This is a genomic window from Rhodococcus sp. FW305-130, assembly GCF_058788335.1.
Genome location: NZ_JBYTAP010000005.1, coordinates 394,498 through 413,067, shown reverse-complemented (window position 1 = coordinate 413,067; position 18,570 = coordinate 394,498). Strand labels below are relative to the sequence as shown.

The 18,570-nt window shown below is 63.3% G+C and carries 15 protein-coding genes; 6 read left to right on the top strand and 9 right to left on the bottom strand.

Annotated elements, in window-relative coordinates; translation table 11 throughout:
* The first annotated feature begins 76 nt into the window (after positions 1–76).
* Positions 77–1,438 carry an NAD(P)-binding domain-containing protein gene (locus AC3WQS_RS18120; RefSeq protein WP_492711442.1) on the top strand — a complete coding sequence of 454 codons (1,362 nt, stop codon included), beginning with the start codon at positions 77–79 and terminating at the stop codon, positions 1,436–1,438.
* Positions 1,439–1,507: 69 nt separating this feature from the next.
* Positions 1,508–3,229, top strand: a complete 1,722-nt coding sequence (gene treZ / locus AC3WQS_RS18115; RefSeq protein WP_084324817.1) for a malto-oligosyltrehalose trehalohydrolase — start codon at positions 1,508–1,510, stop codon at positions 3,227–3,229.
* A gap of 50 nt (positions 3,230–3,279) precedes the next feature.
* On the opposite strand, the gene AC3WQS_RS18110 is transcribed toward treZ, so the two are convergent.
* Entirely contained in the window at positions 3,280–4,824 is a 1,545-nt protein-coding gene (locus AC3WQS_RS18110) for an MFS transporter (protein WP_019748849.1), read from the bottom strand.
* A 128-nt stretch (positions 4,825–4,952) separates the two neighbouring features.
* Between AC3WQS_RS18110 and AC3WQS_RS18105 the strand changes: the two genes are divergently transcribed.
* On the top strand, positions 4,953–5,474 hold the full coding sequence (locus AC3WQS_RS18105; protein WP_019748850.1) for a TetR/AcrR family transcriptional regulator: 522 nt from the start codon (positions 4,953–4,955) through the stop codon (positions 5,472–5,474).
* Positions 5,475–5,487: 13 nt separating this feature from the next.
* Here the strand turns inward: AC3WQS_RS18105 and ilvA are convergent, their stop codons facing one another.
* From ilvA to AC3WQS_RS18090, 3 genes are all read right to left on the bottom strand, one after another.
* Entirely contained in the window at positions 5,488–6,843 is a 1,356-nt protein-coding gene (gene ilvA, locus AC3WQS_RS18100; protein ID WP_019748851.1) for a threonine ammonia-lyase IlvA, read from the bottom strand.
* A 79-nt stretch (positions 6,844–6,922) separates the two neighbouring features.
* Positions 6,923–8,698 (bottom strand): pyruvate dehydrogenase, encoded by a 1,776-nt coding sequence (locus tag AC3WQS_RS18095; protein ID WP_047890071.1) that lies wholly within the window; start codon positions 8,696–8,698, stop codon positions 6,923–6,925.
* Positions 8,699–8,814: 116 nt separating this feature from the next.
* Positions 8,815–9,249: a nitroreductase family deazaflavin-dependent oxidoreductase gene (locus AC3WQS_RS18090; RefSeq protein ID WP_019748853.1), complete on the bottom strand. Its 435-nt coding sequence runs from the start codon at positions 9,247–9,249 to the stop codon at positions 8,815–8,817.
* Positions 9,250–9,469: 220 nt separating this feature from the next.
* On the opposite strand from AC3WQS_RS18090, the gene AC3WQS_RS18085 reads away from it, so the two are divergent.
* Positions 9,470–9,703: a hypothetical protein gene (locus AC3WQS_RS18085; RefSeq protein ID WP_047890072.1), complete on the top strand. Its 234-nt coding sequence runs from the start codon at positions 9,470–9,472 to the stop codon at positions 9,701–9,703.
* Between the two features lie 95 nt (positions 9,704–9,798).
* Here the strand turns inward: AC3WQS_RS18085 and dnaE are convergent, their stop codons facing one another.
* From dnaE to lspA, 5 genes are all read right to left on the bottom strand, one after another.
* A complete protein-coding gene (gene dnaE / locus AC3WQS_RS18080) occupies positions 9,799–13,335 on the bottom strand; it encodes a DNA polymerase III subunit alpha (RefSeq protein ID WP_047890086.1) in 3,537 nt (1,178 codons plus the stop codon).
* Between the two features lie 99 nt (positions 13,336–13,434).
* Entirely contained in the window at positions 13,435–14,388 is a 954-nt protein-coding gene (gene rarD / locus AC3WQS_RS18075; protein WP_371747263.1) for an EamA family transporter RarD, read from the bottom strand.
* On the bottom strand, positions 14,385–15,068 hold the full coding sequence (locus AC3WQS_RS18070) for a hypothetical protein (RefSeq protein ID WP_047890073.1): 684 nt from the start codon (positions 15,066–15,068) through the stop codon (positions 14,385–14,387). Before AC3WQS_RS18070 ends, rarD begins: the two co-directional genes overlap by 4 nt.
* Entirely contained in the window at positions 15,065–15,991 is a 927-nt protein-coding gene (locus AC3WQS_RS18065) for an RluA family pseudouridine synthase (protein ID WP_007733161.1), read from the bottom strand. Before AC3WQS_RS18065 ends, AC3WQS_RS18070 begins: the two co-directional genes overlap by 4 nt.
* Entirely contained in the window at positions 15,988–16,674 is a 687-nt protein-coding gene (lspA, locus tag AC3WQS_RS18060; RefSeq protein WP_019748858.1) for a signal peptidase II, read from the bottom strand. The genes AC3WQS_RS18065 and lspA overlap by 4 nt, the downstream gene beginning before the upstream one ends.
* A 68-nt stretch (positions 16,675–16,742) precedes the next feature.
* On the opposite strand from lspA, the gene AC3WQS_RS18055 reads away from it, so the two are divergent.
* The gene (locus tag AC3WQS_RS18055; RefSeq protein WP_047890074.1) at positions 16,743–17,669 is read left to right on the top strand and encodes a hypothetical protein; all 927 of its coding nucleotides are present in this window, start codon (positions 16,743–16,745) and stop codon (positions 17,667–17,669) included.
* Positions 17,666–18,430, top strand: coding sequence for a sensor domain-containing protein (locus AC3WQS_RS18050; RefSeq protein ID WP_223258020.1), 765 nt, complete (start codon positions 17,666–17,668; stop codon positions 18,428–18,430). The genes AC3WQS_RS18055 and AC3WQS_RS18050 overlap by 4 nt, the downstream gene beginning before the upstream one ends.
* Positions 18,431–18,570: the final 140 nt, after the last annotated feature.

Below are 18,570 nucleotides of genomic sequence, written 5' to 3'. Positions count from 1 at the left end.
CTGTCGATGGTTGCCTACATTGATGATTGTCGATACAGTTCCGCATAGATCGATACTCGTCGATGAAAGGTGCGAAATGAATCCCCTACCCGTTGTCGTGATCGGGGCCGGCCCGATCGGCCTGGCAGCCGCAGCAGATCTGCGCGAGCGCGGACTGACACCCCTTGTGTTCGAGCGCGGAAGCACAGCCGGTGCTGCGATCTCCGAGTGGAATCACGTGCGACTGTTCTCCCGGTGGTCCGAACTCGTCTCCCCCGCCGCGCAGCGACTCCTCGAGCAGAATGGATGGCGCTCTCCCGCCGCTGAGACGTACCCGACCGGCCGGCAATGGCGCGACCTCTACCTCGGGCCACTCGCCTCAGCACTCGGCGACGCCATCCAGTTCGACACCGAAGTGATCGGCGTAGCCCGACGCGGACGTGACCTGGTCGTCGACGCCGGCCGCGATACCGAACCCCTCTCGATTCATCTGCGCCGCCGTGACGGAACCGAGGACCGCGTGTTCGCCCAGGCGGTTGTCGACGCATCCGGCACCTGGGGTACTCCCAACCCGCTCGGCGGTGAAGGTCTTCCCGCCCTCGGCGAGGGCGCTGTGGGCTCTGCGATCAGGTACCGGGTTCCTGATCTCGACGATCCGGCGGTGCGTGCACAGTTTGCCGGAAAACACACGGTCATCGCGGGGAGCGGCCACTCTGCGCTGACGGCGATCGTTGCGCTGTCGGGGTTGGCGGAGCAGGCTCCGAGCACCCGCATCATCTGGGCGGTCCGCCGAGGAAACGTCGGCTCAGCGTTCGGTGGCGGCGAAGCTGACGAACTGCCCGCTCGCGGCGCCCTGGGATTGCGCGCAAAGAAGGCCGTCGAGGACGGACTACTGAGAGTGGTCACCGGCTTCCGCACCGCAGAGGTGACAACAACCCCTTCGGGACAACTCGTACTTGCCTCCGATGCCGGTGATCGCATCGAGAACGTGGACAACGTCATAACGCTGACCGGATTCCGCCCCGATCTTTCCTGGCTTTCGGAAATTCGACTCGGCCTCGACCCGGTCTTACAAGCACCGGTCGAGTTGGCTCCACTGATCGACCCGAACGTCCACTCGTGCGGCACGGTGTACCCGCATGGCGCGAAGGAGCTTCGCCATCCGGAGCCAGGCGTGTACTTGGCAGGAATGAAAAGCTACGGCCGGGCACCCACCTTCCTGGCGATGACCGGCTACGAGCAGGTTCGCAGCATCGCCGCCGAACTCGCCGGCGATCACGAAGCGGCAGCCCGGGTCGAGTTGATCCTTCCGGAGACCGGAGTCTGCGGCGGTGCAGGTGTTTTCGACGAAGCTGACGCAGCGGAAGCCGAAGGCGGGGAAGCCGAGGGCGGATGCTGCGGCGCACCCACTCCGGAACTGATCACGTTGTCCGCTCCGTCTGGCAACACCCGCGGCTAGAAACAGTCCATGACGACGGATCCACCCCGCCGGGCTGCCACATCCGACCGAACAAGGCATGCTGATCGTGTGCATACTTTCGAGGTCTGGGCGCCAACGCCGGAATCGGTCCGGGTCGAAGTCGATGGCATCACGCACGACATGGAGCGGACCGACGACGGGTGGTGGCGAGGCGAGGTCGACTGCGACAACGAAGCTCGCTACGGCTTTGTCGTCGACGGTCAAATACTCCCGGATCCGCGGTCACCACGCCAGCCCGAAGGCGTGCATCTCCGCTCCCAACTGCACCAACTCGACGAGTCCTCCTGGACCGACTCTCAGTGGACCGGACGGCAACTCCCAGGATCGTCGGTCTACGAACTGCACATCGGAACGTTCACCCCCGAAGGAACTTTCGACGCCGCGATCGAGCGTCTCGATCACCTCGTGGACCTCGGCGTCGGGTTCGTCGAGATCATGCCGGTCAACGGTTTCAACGGAACTCACAACTGGGGCTACGACGGTGTGCTCTGGTACACGGTCCACGAGATCTACGGTGGCCCGGACGGGTTACAGCGCTTGGTGAATGCGGCCCACGAACGTGGACTCGGCGTGATCCTGGACGTGGTCTACAACCACCTGGGCCCGTCGGGTAACTACCTCGAAAAGTTCGGCCCCTACATTGCCGATGGCGCGAACACCTGGGGCCGAACGATCAACATCGGAGGCCCGCAGTCGGGCGAGGTTCGCGAATACATCATCGGGAATGCCCTGCGATGGATGCGTGATTTCCACATCGACGGCCTACGCCTCGACGCCGTCCACGCGTTGGTCGATCACACCGGAACGCACATCCTCGAGGAACTCGCCGTCCGAACGGAAACACTGTCGGCCCATCTGGGCCGACCGCTCACGTTGATTGCCGAAAGTGATCTCAACGACGCCACTCTGATCACGCCACGAGCGGCGGGCGGGTTCGGCTTGGACGCGCAGTGGGACGACGACATCCACCACACCATTCACACAGCCGTCTCCGGCGAACGTCAGGGTTATTACGCCGACTTCGGATCCTTGGAATCCCTTGCAAGTACATTGCGGCGCGGGTTCTTCCACGCCGGAACGTATTCCTCGTTCCGTGGGCGGGTTCACGGCCGGCCGATCGACATCACGCACCAGCCCGCCAGCGCTCTGCTCGCATACACGTGCACCCACGATCAGATCGGCAACCGAGCGATCGGCGACCGCCCGAGCGCCTATCTGACGCCAGGACAATTGGCGATCAAGGCAGCACTGGTCCTGCTCTCGCCGTACACGCCGATGCTGTTCATGGGAGAAGAATGGGGAGCCACCACTCCGTTCCAGTTCTTCACCTCGCATCCGGAACGGGAACTCGGCGAGGCGACCGCCAAAGGCCGTAAGGCGGAGTTCGCGGCACACGGCTGGAACAGCGACGACATTCCGGATCCGCAAGATCCACAGACATTTCTGCGGTCCAAACTGGACTGGGACGAGCGAACCGACCAGACACACGCTCGCGTCCTGGCGTGCTATCGCGATCTCCTTGCCCTGCGCAAGAAGCGAATCGAGATCACCGACCCCTGGCTGGGGCACCTGCACGTCGACTACGACGAGGACGACCAGTGGATCACCCTGCGCCGCGGCGCATTACAGATCGTGTGCAATCTGGGAACGGACGCGGCCTCGGTCCCAGCCGGCGGAACCCCCATCCTCTGGTGGGATCCGCCGACACAGGACGAGACCGCGTCCGCAACAGTCGTGCCTGGGCACTCGTTCGTCGTACTCGAAAGCTGACTACCCGGATTCTGCAGGAGCTAGCGCTTCGCGTTCTACCGTTACACGCGTTACCGCTTCGCGTTCTCTGGTGTACTCCGCAGCATCCGCAATACCAATGCGGCACTGACGAACAGAACCAAAGCGGTTGCGCCGGCGGCAACGTGCATACCGTCGACAAACGCCGCCTTCGCGGAATCGGCAAGCACCGAACCGAGTTCACCAGGTAGGTACGTCGCTTCCTGCAGCGCACCGCCGAGGGTGCCCTGCGCAGCGTGCGCCTGATCTGCTTCGAGCATGGACGTGTCGATTCCCTTGCGGAAGATCGCCATCACCACGCTGCCCAGGATCGCCACACCGAGCGCGATACCGAGTTCGTACGCAGTCTCCGACACCGCGGACGCAGCGCCGGCACGCTCGGGTTCCACCGAACTGACCACAAGATCCGACGTCAGGGTCAGTGCGACACCGACACCTGCACCGGCCAGACCGAAGCCGATCACGAACATCAACGGGCCGCTGTCCACCCCGAGGGCGAGCAGCATCGCAGCACCGATTCCGGCAACCGCGAGGCCTGCGCTGAGCACGTGAGACACCGACCACCGGCGAATCAACCAGGCCGCCGCAACCGCGGTGAATGCGCTGAGCAACATACCCGGGAGCATCAGCAGGCCGGCGTCGAGCGCCGAGTTACCCAGCACCAACTGCAGGTACTGCGAGCCGAAGAACAGGACACCGGCGAGTGCGAAGATCGAGAGCAGGTTGGTGATGACGGCGGTGGAAAACGACGCATTGGCAAACAGTTTCAGATCCAACATCGGATCCTTCAGCATCCGCTGACGACGCACGAACACGTAGCCGGCGGCGAGACCCACAAGGCCGATCACCAGCAACGTGATGCTGACGCCGTGCACCACGGATTCCTTGACCGCGTACACCAACGGCAACATGGTCGCCATCGACAGACCAGCGCTGATGAGGTCGAATCGACCCGGGTTGGGGTCTTTCGACTCCGGGATCAGGATCGGGCCGAGTACTACCAGCGCGATCATGACCGGGATGTTGATCAAGAAGACCGAACCCCACCAGAAGTGCTCGAGCAACCAACCACCGACCAAAGGGCCTGCCGCTGTACCGCCACCGGCCATCGCGCCCCAGACACCGATTGCCTCGGTGCGCTGACGCGGGTTGACGAAGATCGTGCGGATCAGACCGAGGGTGGCCGGCATCAGCGTTGCACCGGAAATACCCTGCAGCACGCGGGCGGCAATGAGCATCTCGGGACTGACAGCAAGAGCGGCGATGATCGAGGCGAGACCGAAGCCGACTGCGCCGATCAGGAGCAGTTTTCGCCTACCGATCCGGTCACCGAGCGTACCCATGGTGATGAGCAGACCGGCGAGCACGAACGAATAGACGTCGATGATCCACAGCAACTGCGTGCTGCTCGGCTCGAGATCGGCGCTGATGAACGGAAGCGCAAGATCGAGCACCGTGCCGTCGACTGCGATGAGCAACACAGCAAAGGCAAGGACTATCAAGCCCGCCCAGTCACGCTTTGTCGCCCGAACCTCGTCGGGATTGATTGCAGACGTCTGATCTGCCGACACTGACATTGCTCCCCTGCGACTTTCTCTGAGTTCTTTCGAAAAGATTTCACTGAACCGTCCAGCCGGTACAGTAGGTCTACGGTAACAGTGAACCGTCCAAGCGGTAAAGTTATTTCCGGGTAGGGTCACATCACATGGCTGCCGACACTCGCGATCGAATTCTCGACGCACTGGAGAAGCTGCTGCTGGTCAGCGGCGTTGCCCAAGTCACGCTCGAAGGCGTTGCTGCCGAAGCCGGGGTTTCCAAGGGCGGACTTCTCTATCACTTCCCCAGCAAGGAAGCACTGCTCGCGGCGATGGTCCGCAGACTCGGAGAACGCTCGGATCAGCAACTCGAAGACGCCGTAGCAGGCGGTACGACGGTCACCGAGTTCTATCTGCAGATCCCCGATGCGAACGAAAGCGAAGAACTCTCACTCTTCCGGTCGATCATCGCGGCACTGAGAACAGTCGACGGACAACACGACGAGATCCAGAAAGCCGTCACCCACGTGATGCGCAGCTGGGACAAGGGCCTTCAGACCGAGATCGCCGATCCCATACAAGCCGAGATCATCCGACTCGTCGGCGACGGTCTGTACCTGGCGGCCATGCTCGGGCTCCCCCAGCCAGATCCCGAATTGCATCGACAGGTGGTCGAGCGACTGCGGCCCTGACCGGGGGCGTCCCTTACGTCAGATAGCGGTACGCCGGGCTTCCCGGCTCGAGCCTCTCGGACTGCATCGGCGCGCGCTCCATCCGCTCGAGCAACGCCGCCAACCCGTCGGCGGAACCGAGTTCGATACCCACCAACGCGGCACCCGTCTCGCGATTGTTTCGCTTGACGTACTCGAACAGCGCGATGTCGTCGTCCGGCCCGAGCACGTCCGAGAGGAAGCGACGGAGCGCTCCCGGTTCCTGCGGAAAGTCCACCAGGAAGTAGTGCTTGAGCCCGAGGTGAACGAGCGAGCGCTCGAGGATTTCGCCGTAACGGGATACGTCGTTGTTGCCACCGGAAATCAGGCACACGACGGTCGAACCCGGCTCGAACGTCAAATTCTGAAGTGCCGCAACGGAAAGCGCTCCCGCGGGTTCGGCGATGATGCCCTCGCTCTGATACAGCTCGAGCATCGCCGTGCAGATAGCGCCCTCGTCGATCTGATTGACGACAAATGATCCCGAACCGGACCGTGTCTGAAGTTGACGAGCCACGAGCGGCAACGACGCGTGCGACACGACTGCGGCACCCAGACGTGAGACGACCTCGTAGGGAACATCGCCGATCCTCTTGACCGCTGCCCCGTCGACAAATGGATCGACGTCGGGAAGAGTCACCGGGCCCCCGGCAACGAGAGCGGCCGTCATGGACGCCGCGCCGGACGGCTCGATCCCGACGATCGACGTCTTGGGCGATCGCTCGTGCAGATAGGTGGCTATGCCCGCGATGCAACCGCCGCCGCCGACCGGCACGACGATCGTGTCGAGAGGTGCGTCCAGTTGCGTGAGAATCTCCGCTGCGATGGTTCCTTGCCCCGCAGCGGTGCGCACGTCGTCGAACGGGGGAACCATGGTTGCGCCGGTTTCGGCTACGTCCTCCGCGGCCGCAGCAGCGGCGGCGTCATAGGTCTCACCGATCATGAACAGTTCGACAAACGCTCCACCGTGGGCGCGGATGCGATCACGCTTCTGCTTGGGGGTATTTGCCGGAACGTAGATCCGACCCTTGATCTGCATCGTTCGGCACGCGAAGGCAACACCCTGCGCATGGTTACCGGCACTGGCAGTCACCACGCCGGCCGCGCGCTCGGCCTCGTTGAGCTGAGCGATCAGGTTGTACGCGCCACGAATCTTGTACGAACGAACGCCCTGGAGGTCCTCGCGCTTGAGGTACACGTGCGCGCCGGTCAACGCCGAAAGACGGTCGCTGTACTGCAGGGGTGTCGCCGCAATGACGTGCTGAATTCGCTCGATGGCCGCGTCGATCTCCTGCGCGTCGAGCGCGGGGACGGTGGACTTCGTTACTACGACATCGGGCGAGTTAGACACTCCGCCATTTTCGCACGTCGGGGATCAACCTTCCCACCACCCCGCCCCACATGGTCTGCGAGGCAGGGCGGCGGGTAGGTCAGCCGCGCGGATCCAACTGTGAGGGACGTGGCACGTTCCGCAGATTCGACTTGGCCATCTGCACCGCCTCGCCGACACCGCCGTTCATCACCATCTTCGACATCGCCAAAGCGAAGCCCTTCATCTGACCACCGGTGATGGTGGGCGGCAACGACAATGCCAGCGGATCGGTCACCAGATCAACCAAGGCCGGACCGTCGTGATCGAGCGCGGCGCGTAGGCCCGCTTCGATATCCGCGGGATTCTCGATTCGGCGAGAGAAGATACCGAGCGCAGCAGCAACCGCCGCGTAGTCGACCGCGGGCACGTCGACCCCGAAATCCGGAAGGCCGTCGACCAGCATCTCGAGCTTGACCATTCCGAGCGTCGAGTTGTTGAACACCACGATCTTGACCGGCAACTTGTACATCGCGACGGTTACCAACTCACCGAGCAGCATCGACAATCCACCGTCGCCCGACACCGAGATGACCTGACGCCCCGGACTCGACCATGCCGCACCCATCGCATGTGGGAGCGCATTGGACATGGATCCGTGCAGCGCCGAGGAGATGAAGCGTCTCGATCCGTTCGGATTGAGATAGCGCGCCGTCCACACGTTGCACATCCCGGTGTCGGCGGTGAAGATTGCGTCGTCGGCCGCCAGATCGTCGAGGATCGAGGCCGCATACTCGGGATGAATGGGTGTGCGCTGCTTGACCGGATCCGTGTACGCACCAACCACTTTGGTCATCAGAGTGTTGTGCTTTGCGAGCGTATCCTCCAGGAACCCGCGGTCGGTCTTTCGATCGAGCTGCGGAATCAGTGCGCTCAAGGTGCTCGCGACGTCACCGTGCACCGCCAGGTCCAGGCTGGTTCGACGCCCCAACCGCTCGGCCGCGATGTCGATCTGAGCGGTACGAACGTCATCGGGCAAGAACTGGTCGTAAGGAAAGTCCGTACCGATCAGGAGCAGGAGATCGGCGCCGTGGATACCGTCGTGCGCCGCACCGTAACCGAGCAATCCCGTCATCCCGACGTCGTACGGGTTGTCGTACTGGATCCATTCCTTGCCGCGCAGCGAATGCCCGATGGGAGCCCCGACGGTTTCGGCCAGCGCCAACACCTCGGCGCGTGCGTCTCGCACGCCTGCGCCGGCGAAGATCGCAACCTTACGCGAGCCGTTGATCACATCTGCCAACGCCTTGACGTCACCGGCATCCGGAACGACTGTCGGCCTTCGGGTTTCGACGAGCGTCGGCGGGGTGCCTTCTGCCGGACAATCGGCGATGTCCCCGGGAAGCACGATCACCGAGACGCCGTTTCGAGCCACCGAATGCTGAATCGCCGACTGCACCACGCGAGGTGATTGGACTGCCGTGCTGACGAGTTCGGTGTAACTCGAACATTCGATGAAGATCCGCTCGGGATGCGTTTCCTGAAAGTAGCCCATTCCGATCTGGGCGCTGGGGATGTGTGACGCGATCGCGAGGACCGGGGCGCCCGAACGATGAGCGTCGTACAGGCCGTTGATCAGGTGAAGGTTTCCGGGACCGCAGGATCCGGCACACACCGCGAGTTTTCCGGTGATCTGGGCATCCGCTGCGGCCGCAAACGCAGCTGCTTCCTCATGACGGACGTGTATCCAGTCGATTCCGCCCTTTTCGGAACCACCGGTGCGACGTACCGCATCGACGATGGGATTGAGACTGTCACCGACAATTCCGTAGATCCGACTGACACCCGCCTCAACGAGCTGCTGAACCAATTGATCTGCAACGGTTTTCGGACTCATCAGACCTCCATGACACACTCACGGGAGTCGGGATCGCCGACCCCCGCGAGTGACGATTTGCTTGTGGTTTATGCAGTGCTTCTTGTGGACTGCCGTTTCGTGAGGACTGCAGTGCGTTACTTGGGTTCGAGCACGAACACCGGGATCTCACGATCGGTCTTCGTCTGATAATCGGCGTAGTCGGGGTACGCAGCGACAGCGCGCTCCCACCAGATCGCCTTCTCGTCTCCGGTGACTTCACGAGCAACCAGGTCGAAGACCTGCGTCGCGTCACGCAGCGTGACGTGCGGATCGGCTTTGACGTTGTAGTACCAAACCGGATTCTTCGGAGCGCCACCAAGCGAAGCCACAACGGCATACGAGCCGTCGTGCTCGACGCGCATCAGCGGCGTCTTCCTGACCTTGCCGGACTTTGCCCCGACGGTCGTGAGAACGACGACGGGCATGCCGTTCATGTCGTTTCCCTCGGTGCCACCGGAGTTCTCGATGCGTGCGACCTGATCGGCGGCCCACGACGCTGGACTGGGTTCGTACTCACCTGTGATTGGCATGTGTACCAGTGAACACCCACTCGAGCACCTTGGCCACCGAACCACACCGACCAGGTCCGTCGTCGGCACACTCCCCTGGTTGATCGATTAAGTGAGCTGCCGATCAATAAAGTTCGCTTGCCCGAACTCTCATCTCTGGTTACTCTGAAACCACAGCTTCGAACAGCCGTATCGCTAACCAGGCCGCAGCGAGAACAGACTGCACCGAGAAAGGGACGAGATGACTACCGCAGATATCTCCACTCGCGAATCACGCCCCGCGTCCGACCATTTCGTCGATCTGGCCGGGACTCGGTGGCCGCTGTACAAGATCGAAGCTCTCGCGGTCGGTTTTGTGCTGTTCGTGGTCGCCGGAGCTGTCACCCAGTCGATGCAGGTAGCCGTACTGACTGCCGCAACAGCAGCCGTGGTCACCTGGTGGGCGCGTCGCGTGTACTACTCACGCACCACCTGATCACCCCACTCCCCGATCTCCCGCGAACCACGAAGGGACCTTGCTGCTGATGCAGCAAGGTCCCTTCGTTCGGTTCAGATCCGCTCGATCGGCGGTCAGACCGTCAGACAGCTCGGCCCGAGCAATGCCTTCAGGTCGCCCATCAGCGCCGAGGACGGTTCGACCCGAAGGACGTCGTCGACCTTCCACAAGCTGATCTCGGTTCCGCCGATCAGCCGGACATGGACGTCGGACGTTCCGGGGTGCCTCGTCAGCACCTGCTTGAGAGCACTGAGCTTGTCCTTGGTGCATTGCCGAAGGGGCAGTGAGACCGACAGGGGGCGTGCGACCCCGATCGCCGAAATATCAGGCACCGCAAGGTCGTTGCCGATCAGCGACATCCGATCGTCTCGGATCGAGACGCGAGCCTTGACCAACACGATGGCATCCTCGGCGATGTCCATTCCGTACACCGCGTACGCCTGTGGGAAGAACAGCACCTCGATTCCACCCACGAGATCTTCGAGCTGCACGATGCACCAGGTCAGACCGTTCTTGTTGACCCGGCGGTCCACCGAGGCGATGATGCCGCCGAGAGTTACCTGGGCACCGTCCTGAACGCCGCCTTCGAGTATCGCGGCGATGGACGTGTCGGACTGCTGGCGAAGAATGTGCTCGACGCCGTTGAGCGGGTGACCGGAAACGTATAGCCCCAGCATCTCTCGTTCGAGCGCCAGGCGATGCTTGGAGTCCCACTCTTCGTCAGGAATCTTGACGTCGAACACCGAGGTGATCGACTCGTCCGCCTCGGCACCGCCGAAGAGGTCGAACTGTCCGATCGCCTCTGCCTTCTTGGTGCTCATCACGGAATCGATGGCGTCGGCATGGACCAACATCAGGCCCTTGCGCGGGTGACCCAACGAGTCGAAAGCACCGGCCTTGATGAGAGATTCGGTGACCTTCTTGTTGCAAGCCATCGCGTCGATCTTGCCGAGATAGTCGGAGAAATCGGTGAACTTCGATTTCTCCGTGCGCGCCTTGATGATCGAGGCAACGACGTTGGCGCCGACGTTGCGCACCGACCCCATACCGAAACGGATGTCGTCGCCGACGGTCGCGAAGTCGACGCGTGACTCGTTGACGTCCGGTGGGAGAACGGTGATGCCCAACTTGCGGCAGTCGGCGAGGTAGATCGCGGACTTGTCCTTGTCGTCACCGACGGAGGTCAGCAGACCCGCCATGTACTCGGCCGGGTAGTTCGCCTTGAGGTACGCAGTCCAGTACGACACGAGTCCGTAGCCGGCGGAGTGCGACTTGTTGAACGCGTACCCGGCGAAGGGAAGGACCGTGTCCCACAGCGCCTTGATGGCGGCTTCGCTGAAGTTGTTGTCCAACATGCCCTGCCGGAAGCCGGCGTAGGCCTTTTCCAGCTCGGACAGCTTCTTCTTACCCATGGCGCGACGCAGCAAGTCGGCCTGACCCAGGGTGTAACCGGCCACCTTCTGCGCCAGTTGCATGATCTGCTCCTGGTAGATGATCAGGCCGTATGTCTCCGAGAGGATCTCCGCTAGCGGCTCCTCCAGCTCGGGGTGAATCGGCTTGACGTCTTCCAAGGCGTTCTTGCGCTTGGCGTACGAGATGTGGGCGTCCACACCCATCGGTCCCGGTCGATACAGCGCCAATGCGGCGACGATGTCGCCGAATCCGGTGGGCTGCATCAGTTTCAGCAACTCGCGCATGCCGCCGCCGTCGAGCTGGAACACACCGAGAGTGTCGCCGCGGGCGAGCAGTTCGTATGTTGCCGCATCGTCCATCGGCAACGTGTCGAGGTCCAGATCGATGCCGCGGTTGGCTTTGATGTTCTCGAGCGTGTCGCCGATAACCGTGAGGTTTCGCAGACCGAGGAAGTCCATCTTGAGCAGACCGATGGCTTCACACGAGGGGTAGTCCCAACCGGTGATGATGGCGCCGTCCTGGGCGCGCTTCCAGACCGGGATTGCGTCGGTGAGCGGTTCGGACGACATGATGACCGCGCAGGCGTGCACACCGGCGTTACGGATCAGCCCTTCCAGACCCACCGCGGTCTTGTAGATCTTCGCGACGTCCGGGCTGGAGTCGATGAGCGCTCGAACCTCGACTGCCTCCTTGTACCGCTCGTGCTTCGGGTCGGTGATACCGGAAACCGAGATGTCCTTGGCCATGATGGGCGGCGGGAGCGCCTTGGTGATCTGATCGGCGATGGCAAAGCCCGGCTTGCCGAACTGGACGCGAGCCGAGTCCTTGATGGCAGCCTTGGTCTTGATGGTGCCGAAGGTGATGACCTGGGCGACCTTGTCATTGCCCCACTTGTCCGTCGCGTAGCGAACCATCTCGCCGCGACGGCGATCATCGAAGTCGATATCGATATCGGGCATGGACACACGCTCGGGGTTGAGGAATCGCTCGAACAGCAACCCGTACGGGATGGGGTCGATGTTGGTGATCCCCATCGCGTAGGCCACCAACGAACCGGCTGCCGATCCACGGCCGGGCCCGACGCGGATTCCGACGTCCTTGGCGTGGTTGATCAGGTCGCCGACCACGAGGAAGTAGGCCGGGAAGCCCATTTCGTTGATGACGCCGATCTCGTAGTCGGCGCGGGCGAGGTACTCCTGCGGAGGTCCGCTCGGGAAGCGGCGATCGAGTCCGCGCATCACCTCGGCGCGCAGGAAGGTCTGCTGCGTGTGACCCTGCGGGACCGGGAAGATCGGCATGCGGTCGTGGAACGCCCACACGTCCTCGTACGACTGCACACGCTCGCCGATGGCCACGGTGTTGTCGCACGCCCCCGGTACTTCGTTGTCCCAGATGGCGCGCATCTCGGCAGCGGACTTGAGGTAGTAGCCGTCGCCGTCGAACTTGAAGCGCGTGGGGTCGGACAGCGTCTTGCCGGTCTGGATGCAGAGCAGCGCCTCGTGGTTCTCGGCGGCGTCCTTGGTGACGTAGTGGCAGTCGTTGGTGGCAAGCGGCGGGATACCGAGTTGCTTGCCGATGTCGAGCAGACCCTCGCGCACCCGGCGCTCGATCGAGAGACCGTGATCCATCAATTCGAGGAAGAAGTTGTCCGGTCCCCAGATCTCCTGCCACTTCGCGGCAGCTTCGAGAGCCTCGCGATCGTGACCGAGACGAAGACGCGTCTGAATCTCACCCGAAGGGCAACCGGTGGTGGCGATAATGCCCTCGGCGTGCGCCGCGATGAGTTCCTCGTCCATGCGAGGCCACTTGCCGAGCTGTCCCTCGATTGACGCGAGAGAAGACAGCTTGAAGAGGTTTCGGAGCCCCGTGGCGTTCTCGGCCACCATCGTCATGTGCGTGTACGCACCGCTACCGGAGACGTCGTCGGACTTCTGGCTGCGATCTCCCCAGAGAACTCGCTTTGTGTTGAAGCGGGATTCGGGTGCGATGTACGCCTCGATGCCGATGATCGGCTTGATGCCGGCACTCTTGGCCTCGTTGTAGAACTGGCTGGCGCCGTACATGTTTCCGTGGTCGGTCATGCCGACAGCGGTCATTTCGAGACGAGCGGCCTCCTCGAACATGGCGCCGACCTTGGCCGCACCGTCGAGCATCGAGTACTCGGTGTGATTGTGAAGATGTACGAACGAGTCAGCCACGTGCGCCTCTCTGAAGGTCTGGGAGCGAGATCGAGTGTATGCCGCGTTGCCGACACGTTCGGCGACCGCCATCGTGGAGTCGCAGTGTGCCGCCTCCGATCACGTGACCGGAACCTCGGGTTCGGCGCTCGACCTCATCGAACGCCGCGAACGTCGACTGGCGACGAAGGTATCTGTCGTGAAGATCACCAGCGCAGCCCAGATCAGTACGAAGCCGATCCAGCGTGAGGCCGGCATGTCCTCGTGCATGACGGCCACACCCCACGCCATCTGCAGCGCCGGGGTGAGGTACTGCAGCATGCCCATCGTCGCCAAGGGAACTCGCTGAGCGGCAACGCCGAACAGGAGCAGTGGCAGTGCGGTGACCGGGCCGGCGGCAAGCAGCAACAAGCTGTGTCCGGCGCCGCTGCTGATGAAGGCACCGGCCCCGGTCAGGCCGAGAAACACGAGGTAGCCGACCGCGAAGGGTGCGGCGACGACTCCCTCGGCAGTCAAACTGGTTCGGGGATCGAGCGGAACCACCTTCTTGACCAGCCCGTAGGTGGCAAACGAACCGGCGAGCACCAATGCGACGATCGGCGGTTTACCGAAGTCGACCGTGATCACGACAACTGCCGTTGCAGCGAGAACAAGGGCGGCGATCTGAGCGCGGCGCAATCGTTCGCGGAAGATCACGACGCCGAGCAGAACAGTGACCAGCGGGTTGATGAAGTACCCGAGGGCCGCCTCCACGACGCGGCCTGACACCACGGCATAGATGTACGTTCCCCAGTTCACCGCGATCGCCGCTGATGCCGCGGTCACCAGCAGCCAGGTGCGTGCGCTGATTCCGCGAAGCGATCCGAGGCGGCCGGCAAAGGCCAACACGATCAGCATCAACAGAAGGGTCCACACCACTCGGTGCGCAAGGATCTCGACCGGATCGGCGAAGTCGAGTAGTCCGAAGAATGCCGGGAACGTTCCCCACAACAGGAACGCCGCCACACCGTAGAGGATCCCCGAGGACGAACCGGACCTAGCGCGTCCGTCCTTGTTCACAGAACCGGAGTTCACGGGACCGGGCCGTCGTCGGGGCCGGGAGCAACGACGTCCACGTACTCCGGCAGCAAGGGACGGACGGCCGCCAACCACGGCGAGGCGTCGGACGGCAACGCTTCCACTGCACGGACGTTCGAGTCATGTTCGATCGCTTCGAGTCCTTCGGGAGTAGCTCGCACCAGCACGCCCACCGCGCAGGCGCACCCGGCGGACAATTGCTTCGCCGACGCGAGCGCCACCTGTTGCTGACGATCGGTGTCGCCGCCGAGCGAGACCAGTCGCGTGGCTGCAACACCGGGCGCTCTGCGCACTGCTTCGTCGTTGTCGGGAACGGGCACCGACATGAGCGGCGTCTGGACGCGCTCGATCGGAACTCGGAACATGACCCTGGACACGCGAACGCCCGAGACCTCAGCGCCCGGCACCTGAACACTGCTGGTCGACGTGATGACCTCGTCGACGGTGAGTGCCTTCGTGAACGAGACCAACGCCCACACCGGCCCGTCGACCGACGCGACAGAATCTCGCGCTCGGTCGAGGTAGTCCGGCACAGCTTCCCCACTGTCCGGACCGAGAGTGTCCGTCGTGATCGGCGGGGTCGGCACGGGATTCGCGAACCCCACGCCCACCACCGCCGCCACACCGACCACCACCGCGACGACGGCCAGCGCGGGGGTAAGCCCGCGCGGCGTCATGAGGACCGGAGAACTTCGAGTGCGTGTTCGAGATCCTTCGGGTACTTGCTCTTGATCTCGACCCAACGACCGTCCGCCGGGTGGGCGAAGCCGAGCGAGACTGCGTGCAGCCACTGGCGTTCGAGACCGAGCCTCTCGGCAAGTCGGGGGTCCGCGCCGTAGGTCAGGTCGCCGCAGCACGGATGGCGCAACGCCGAGAAGTGGACACGGATCTGGTGTGTGCGACCGGTTTCGAGGTGCACGTCCAGCAGACTCGCTGCCTGGAACGCCTCGATGGTGTCGTAGTGCGTGACGCTGGGCTTGCCGTCGGCCGTGACCGTGAACCGCCAGTCGTTCCCGTGGTGGCGTCCGATCGGGGCGTCGATGGTTCCGCTGCTCGGGTCGGGGTGTCCCTGCACGAGTGCGTGGTAGCGCTTGTCGATGGTCCGCTGCTTGAAAGCGCGCTTGAGCAAGGTGTATGCGCGCTCGGAGGTGGCAACCACCATGACACCCGACGTTCCGACGTCCAGACGGTGAACGATGCCCTGACGCTCGTGGGCACCGGACGTCGAGATACGGAAACCGGCCGCGGCAAGTCCGCCGATGACGGTCGGTCCCGTCCACCCGACGCTGGCGTGCGCGGCAACTCCGACGGGCTTGTCGACTGCCACGACGTCGTCGTCGGCGTAGAGGATCTCCATTCCCTCGACCGGTGTCGCCTCGATGGTCAGAGGCCGCGGCGGTTCGGGCAGGACTACCTCGAGCCACGATCCTGCGGTCAGACGATCGGACTTGCCGACGGCCACACCGTCGACGAGTACCGAGCCTTCTTCCGCGAGTGTCGCGACCACGGTGCGCGAGAGTCCGAGCAGGCGCGCGAGGCCGGCATCGACCCGCATGGCGTCGAGGCCGTCGGGCACGGGCATCGAACGGGATTCCCTCACTTGGTTTCTCCCTCGGCTGCGGCCTTCGATTCGGTGACCTTCTTGTCGTCCGCCTTGTGATCACGCAGGCGTTCACCGTTGGGTTCGAAGCCGAAAAGAGTCAGTACGACAAGCAGGATCGCGCCACAGACGATCGCGGAATCCGCGATGTTGAACACGGGCCACCAACCGACGGAGACGAAGTCCACCACATGTCCGCGCATGATTCCGGGAGAGCGGAAGAATCGGTCGACGAGGTTACCCAGCGCGCCACCGAGAACGAGGCCGAGACCGAGCGCCCACCACGGTGATCGGAGCGTGCGACCGATCTTGATCACACCGATGACGACACCGATGGCGACGAGGGTGAGGATCCACGTCATCGACGTCGCCATCGAGAACGCTGCACCGGGATTGCGCACCATCGTGAATGTGACCACGTCACCGATGATTTCGATCGGCTGCCCCGGCTTGACCGCGGCGACTGCCCACACCTTCGTGAGAATGTCCGAGAGCAGGATGACAGCGGCGATGGCAATGAGCATGGTCAGCCGGCGGGGCTTTGCGACCGGCGCAACCGCCAGGTCACCGTCTTCCGATTTCACGGCTTCCGGTTTCACGGTTTCGGGCTCGTCGGCCTTCGAGATTTCGGTAATCGGCTGATCCTCCGCGTTGACATCTCGGTCTGGGTGGTCTGTACTCACGCAACCATCATCCCTCATGTTCACCGCACCGGGTCACGCACTCTGCAACTGCGGCTAGCCTGGAGCGCGTGCCACTGCTGTCCACGACCGGCCGACGAGTTCCGTTCGCCCTCGCTGCCCTCGCTCTCACCACCGTTCTCACCGCTTGCGGCGACTCGGATCAACCTCCCACCACACCTACCTCGTCGCCGAGCGAAGTCACTGTTCCGGTGACCGCCGCCACCGTCGAGGTACTCGATGCGGGAAGCGAACCGCGCGAGGTACTGCGCATGAACTTGCCTGTCGGCACCACGCAGACGGCGACGCTCGTCACCCAGGCGGTCGTGAGTCAGCAGATCGATCAACAGCCGGCACAAGATTTCTCTTCGCCGGAGATCACGATCCCGCTCTCGGCAAACGTGACCGCTGACGATCCCACCGTTGTCGTGGACCTGACGCTGTCGTCGATGACCTCGCCGGACGCAACGCTGCAGGCAGCGCTGAGCGGGGCCGACGGATCTGCGGCCGGATTGTCGGTCACGGATTCGGGCGCCATCACCGCCCTACGGTTGAAGCCGTCCGCCAACTCGGCCAATGCTGCCCGCGCTGCAATCGAACAGGCGCTCGGCCAAGCGGTCTACCGGACCGTTGCACTCCCCGACGCTCCGGTCGGTGTCGGCGCACGTTGGGTGGTTCGACAACAAGTCAGCAGCGAAATCCTGCTCGATCAGACAACCACCGTCACGCTCACCGCGCGGGATGGCAATCGGCTTTCGCTCGCGGTGGACGTATCGCAGACCCCGCAGAGCCCGGTCTGGAACCTGGCCGGTGACGCCGGAACGCTGAACATCGATCAGTACGTCATGGCCGGCTCCGGAAACCTCACCGTCGACCTCTCACTCCCCTTGCCGATCGACGGACAGATGACCGTCGGCGGCGACCAGGCGTACGGCGATCCGGACAGCTCCTCGGTGATCCGGCAGACCATCTCCAACAGCATTCGGTGGGAATCGTGACACGCCGGTCGCTCGCACTGGGCCTGACAGCAACGGCGGCACTGTTCGTCGTCACCGGTTGCGGCTCGGACGACTCTCCTAGTGCTGTCACAACTACGCAGGTTTCCGCCCCACAGGTCGGCTTGGCGCCGTTCACAGCTGCTCCGGCCCCACCGCTGAGCGGGGCACCTCTCGACCGTGATGCGCTGCAACGAGCCGCGCTCACCCGCTCCGAACTACCTGCGGACTTCGACATAGTTCCCGACCCGGTCGACGACCTCGGCCTCGCACCGGCGCCGGAGAGTTCGGAGGCGGACAAGTCGAGCACCGACCCTGCCGTCTGCGCTCAGGTTCTGGCACCGATAGCCACCCAGGCCGCCGGATCCGTCGCCGACCTCTCCGACATGTTCACCGGCCCCGATTTCACGAGCATCGATCAGGACTCTGCTTCGTACGCCGACGGCGCAGCGGCAGCAGCAGCTTTCGAGAAACTTCAGACCACGCTGGCCGGGTGTGCGGAGTATTCGGGAACCGATGCCGACGGAACGACAATCACCTATCGCGTCGGCGGAGCATCGGACCCGAACGTCGGCGACGCGTCTTTCGCTTTCCGAATCATCACGGAGAGTGGCGGTTTCACCTTGGTCGCCGATGCGATCGTGGCCGCAGTCGGGACCACGTTGACCCAGGTGTCCGCAACTGCGCCGAGTCCGATCGCCCCCGATGTTCTGCACTCGATGGCATCGGCCGCCGCCGATCGCCTGCGCGCACTAACGCCCTGACAACGAGCGGATTAGTCCCGTCTCGGCCTTACGCGAATGATTCGGGACCACAGACCCTTTGACAACTGCCCGTCCACACTGAACGGTGAGAGTAGGTACGAAACAGACCAACGCGACACACTGATGTGAGGAGCCAGAGT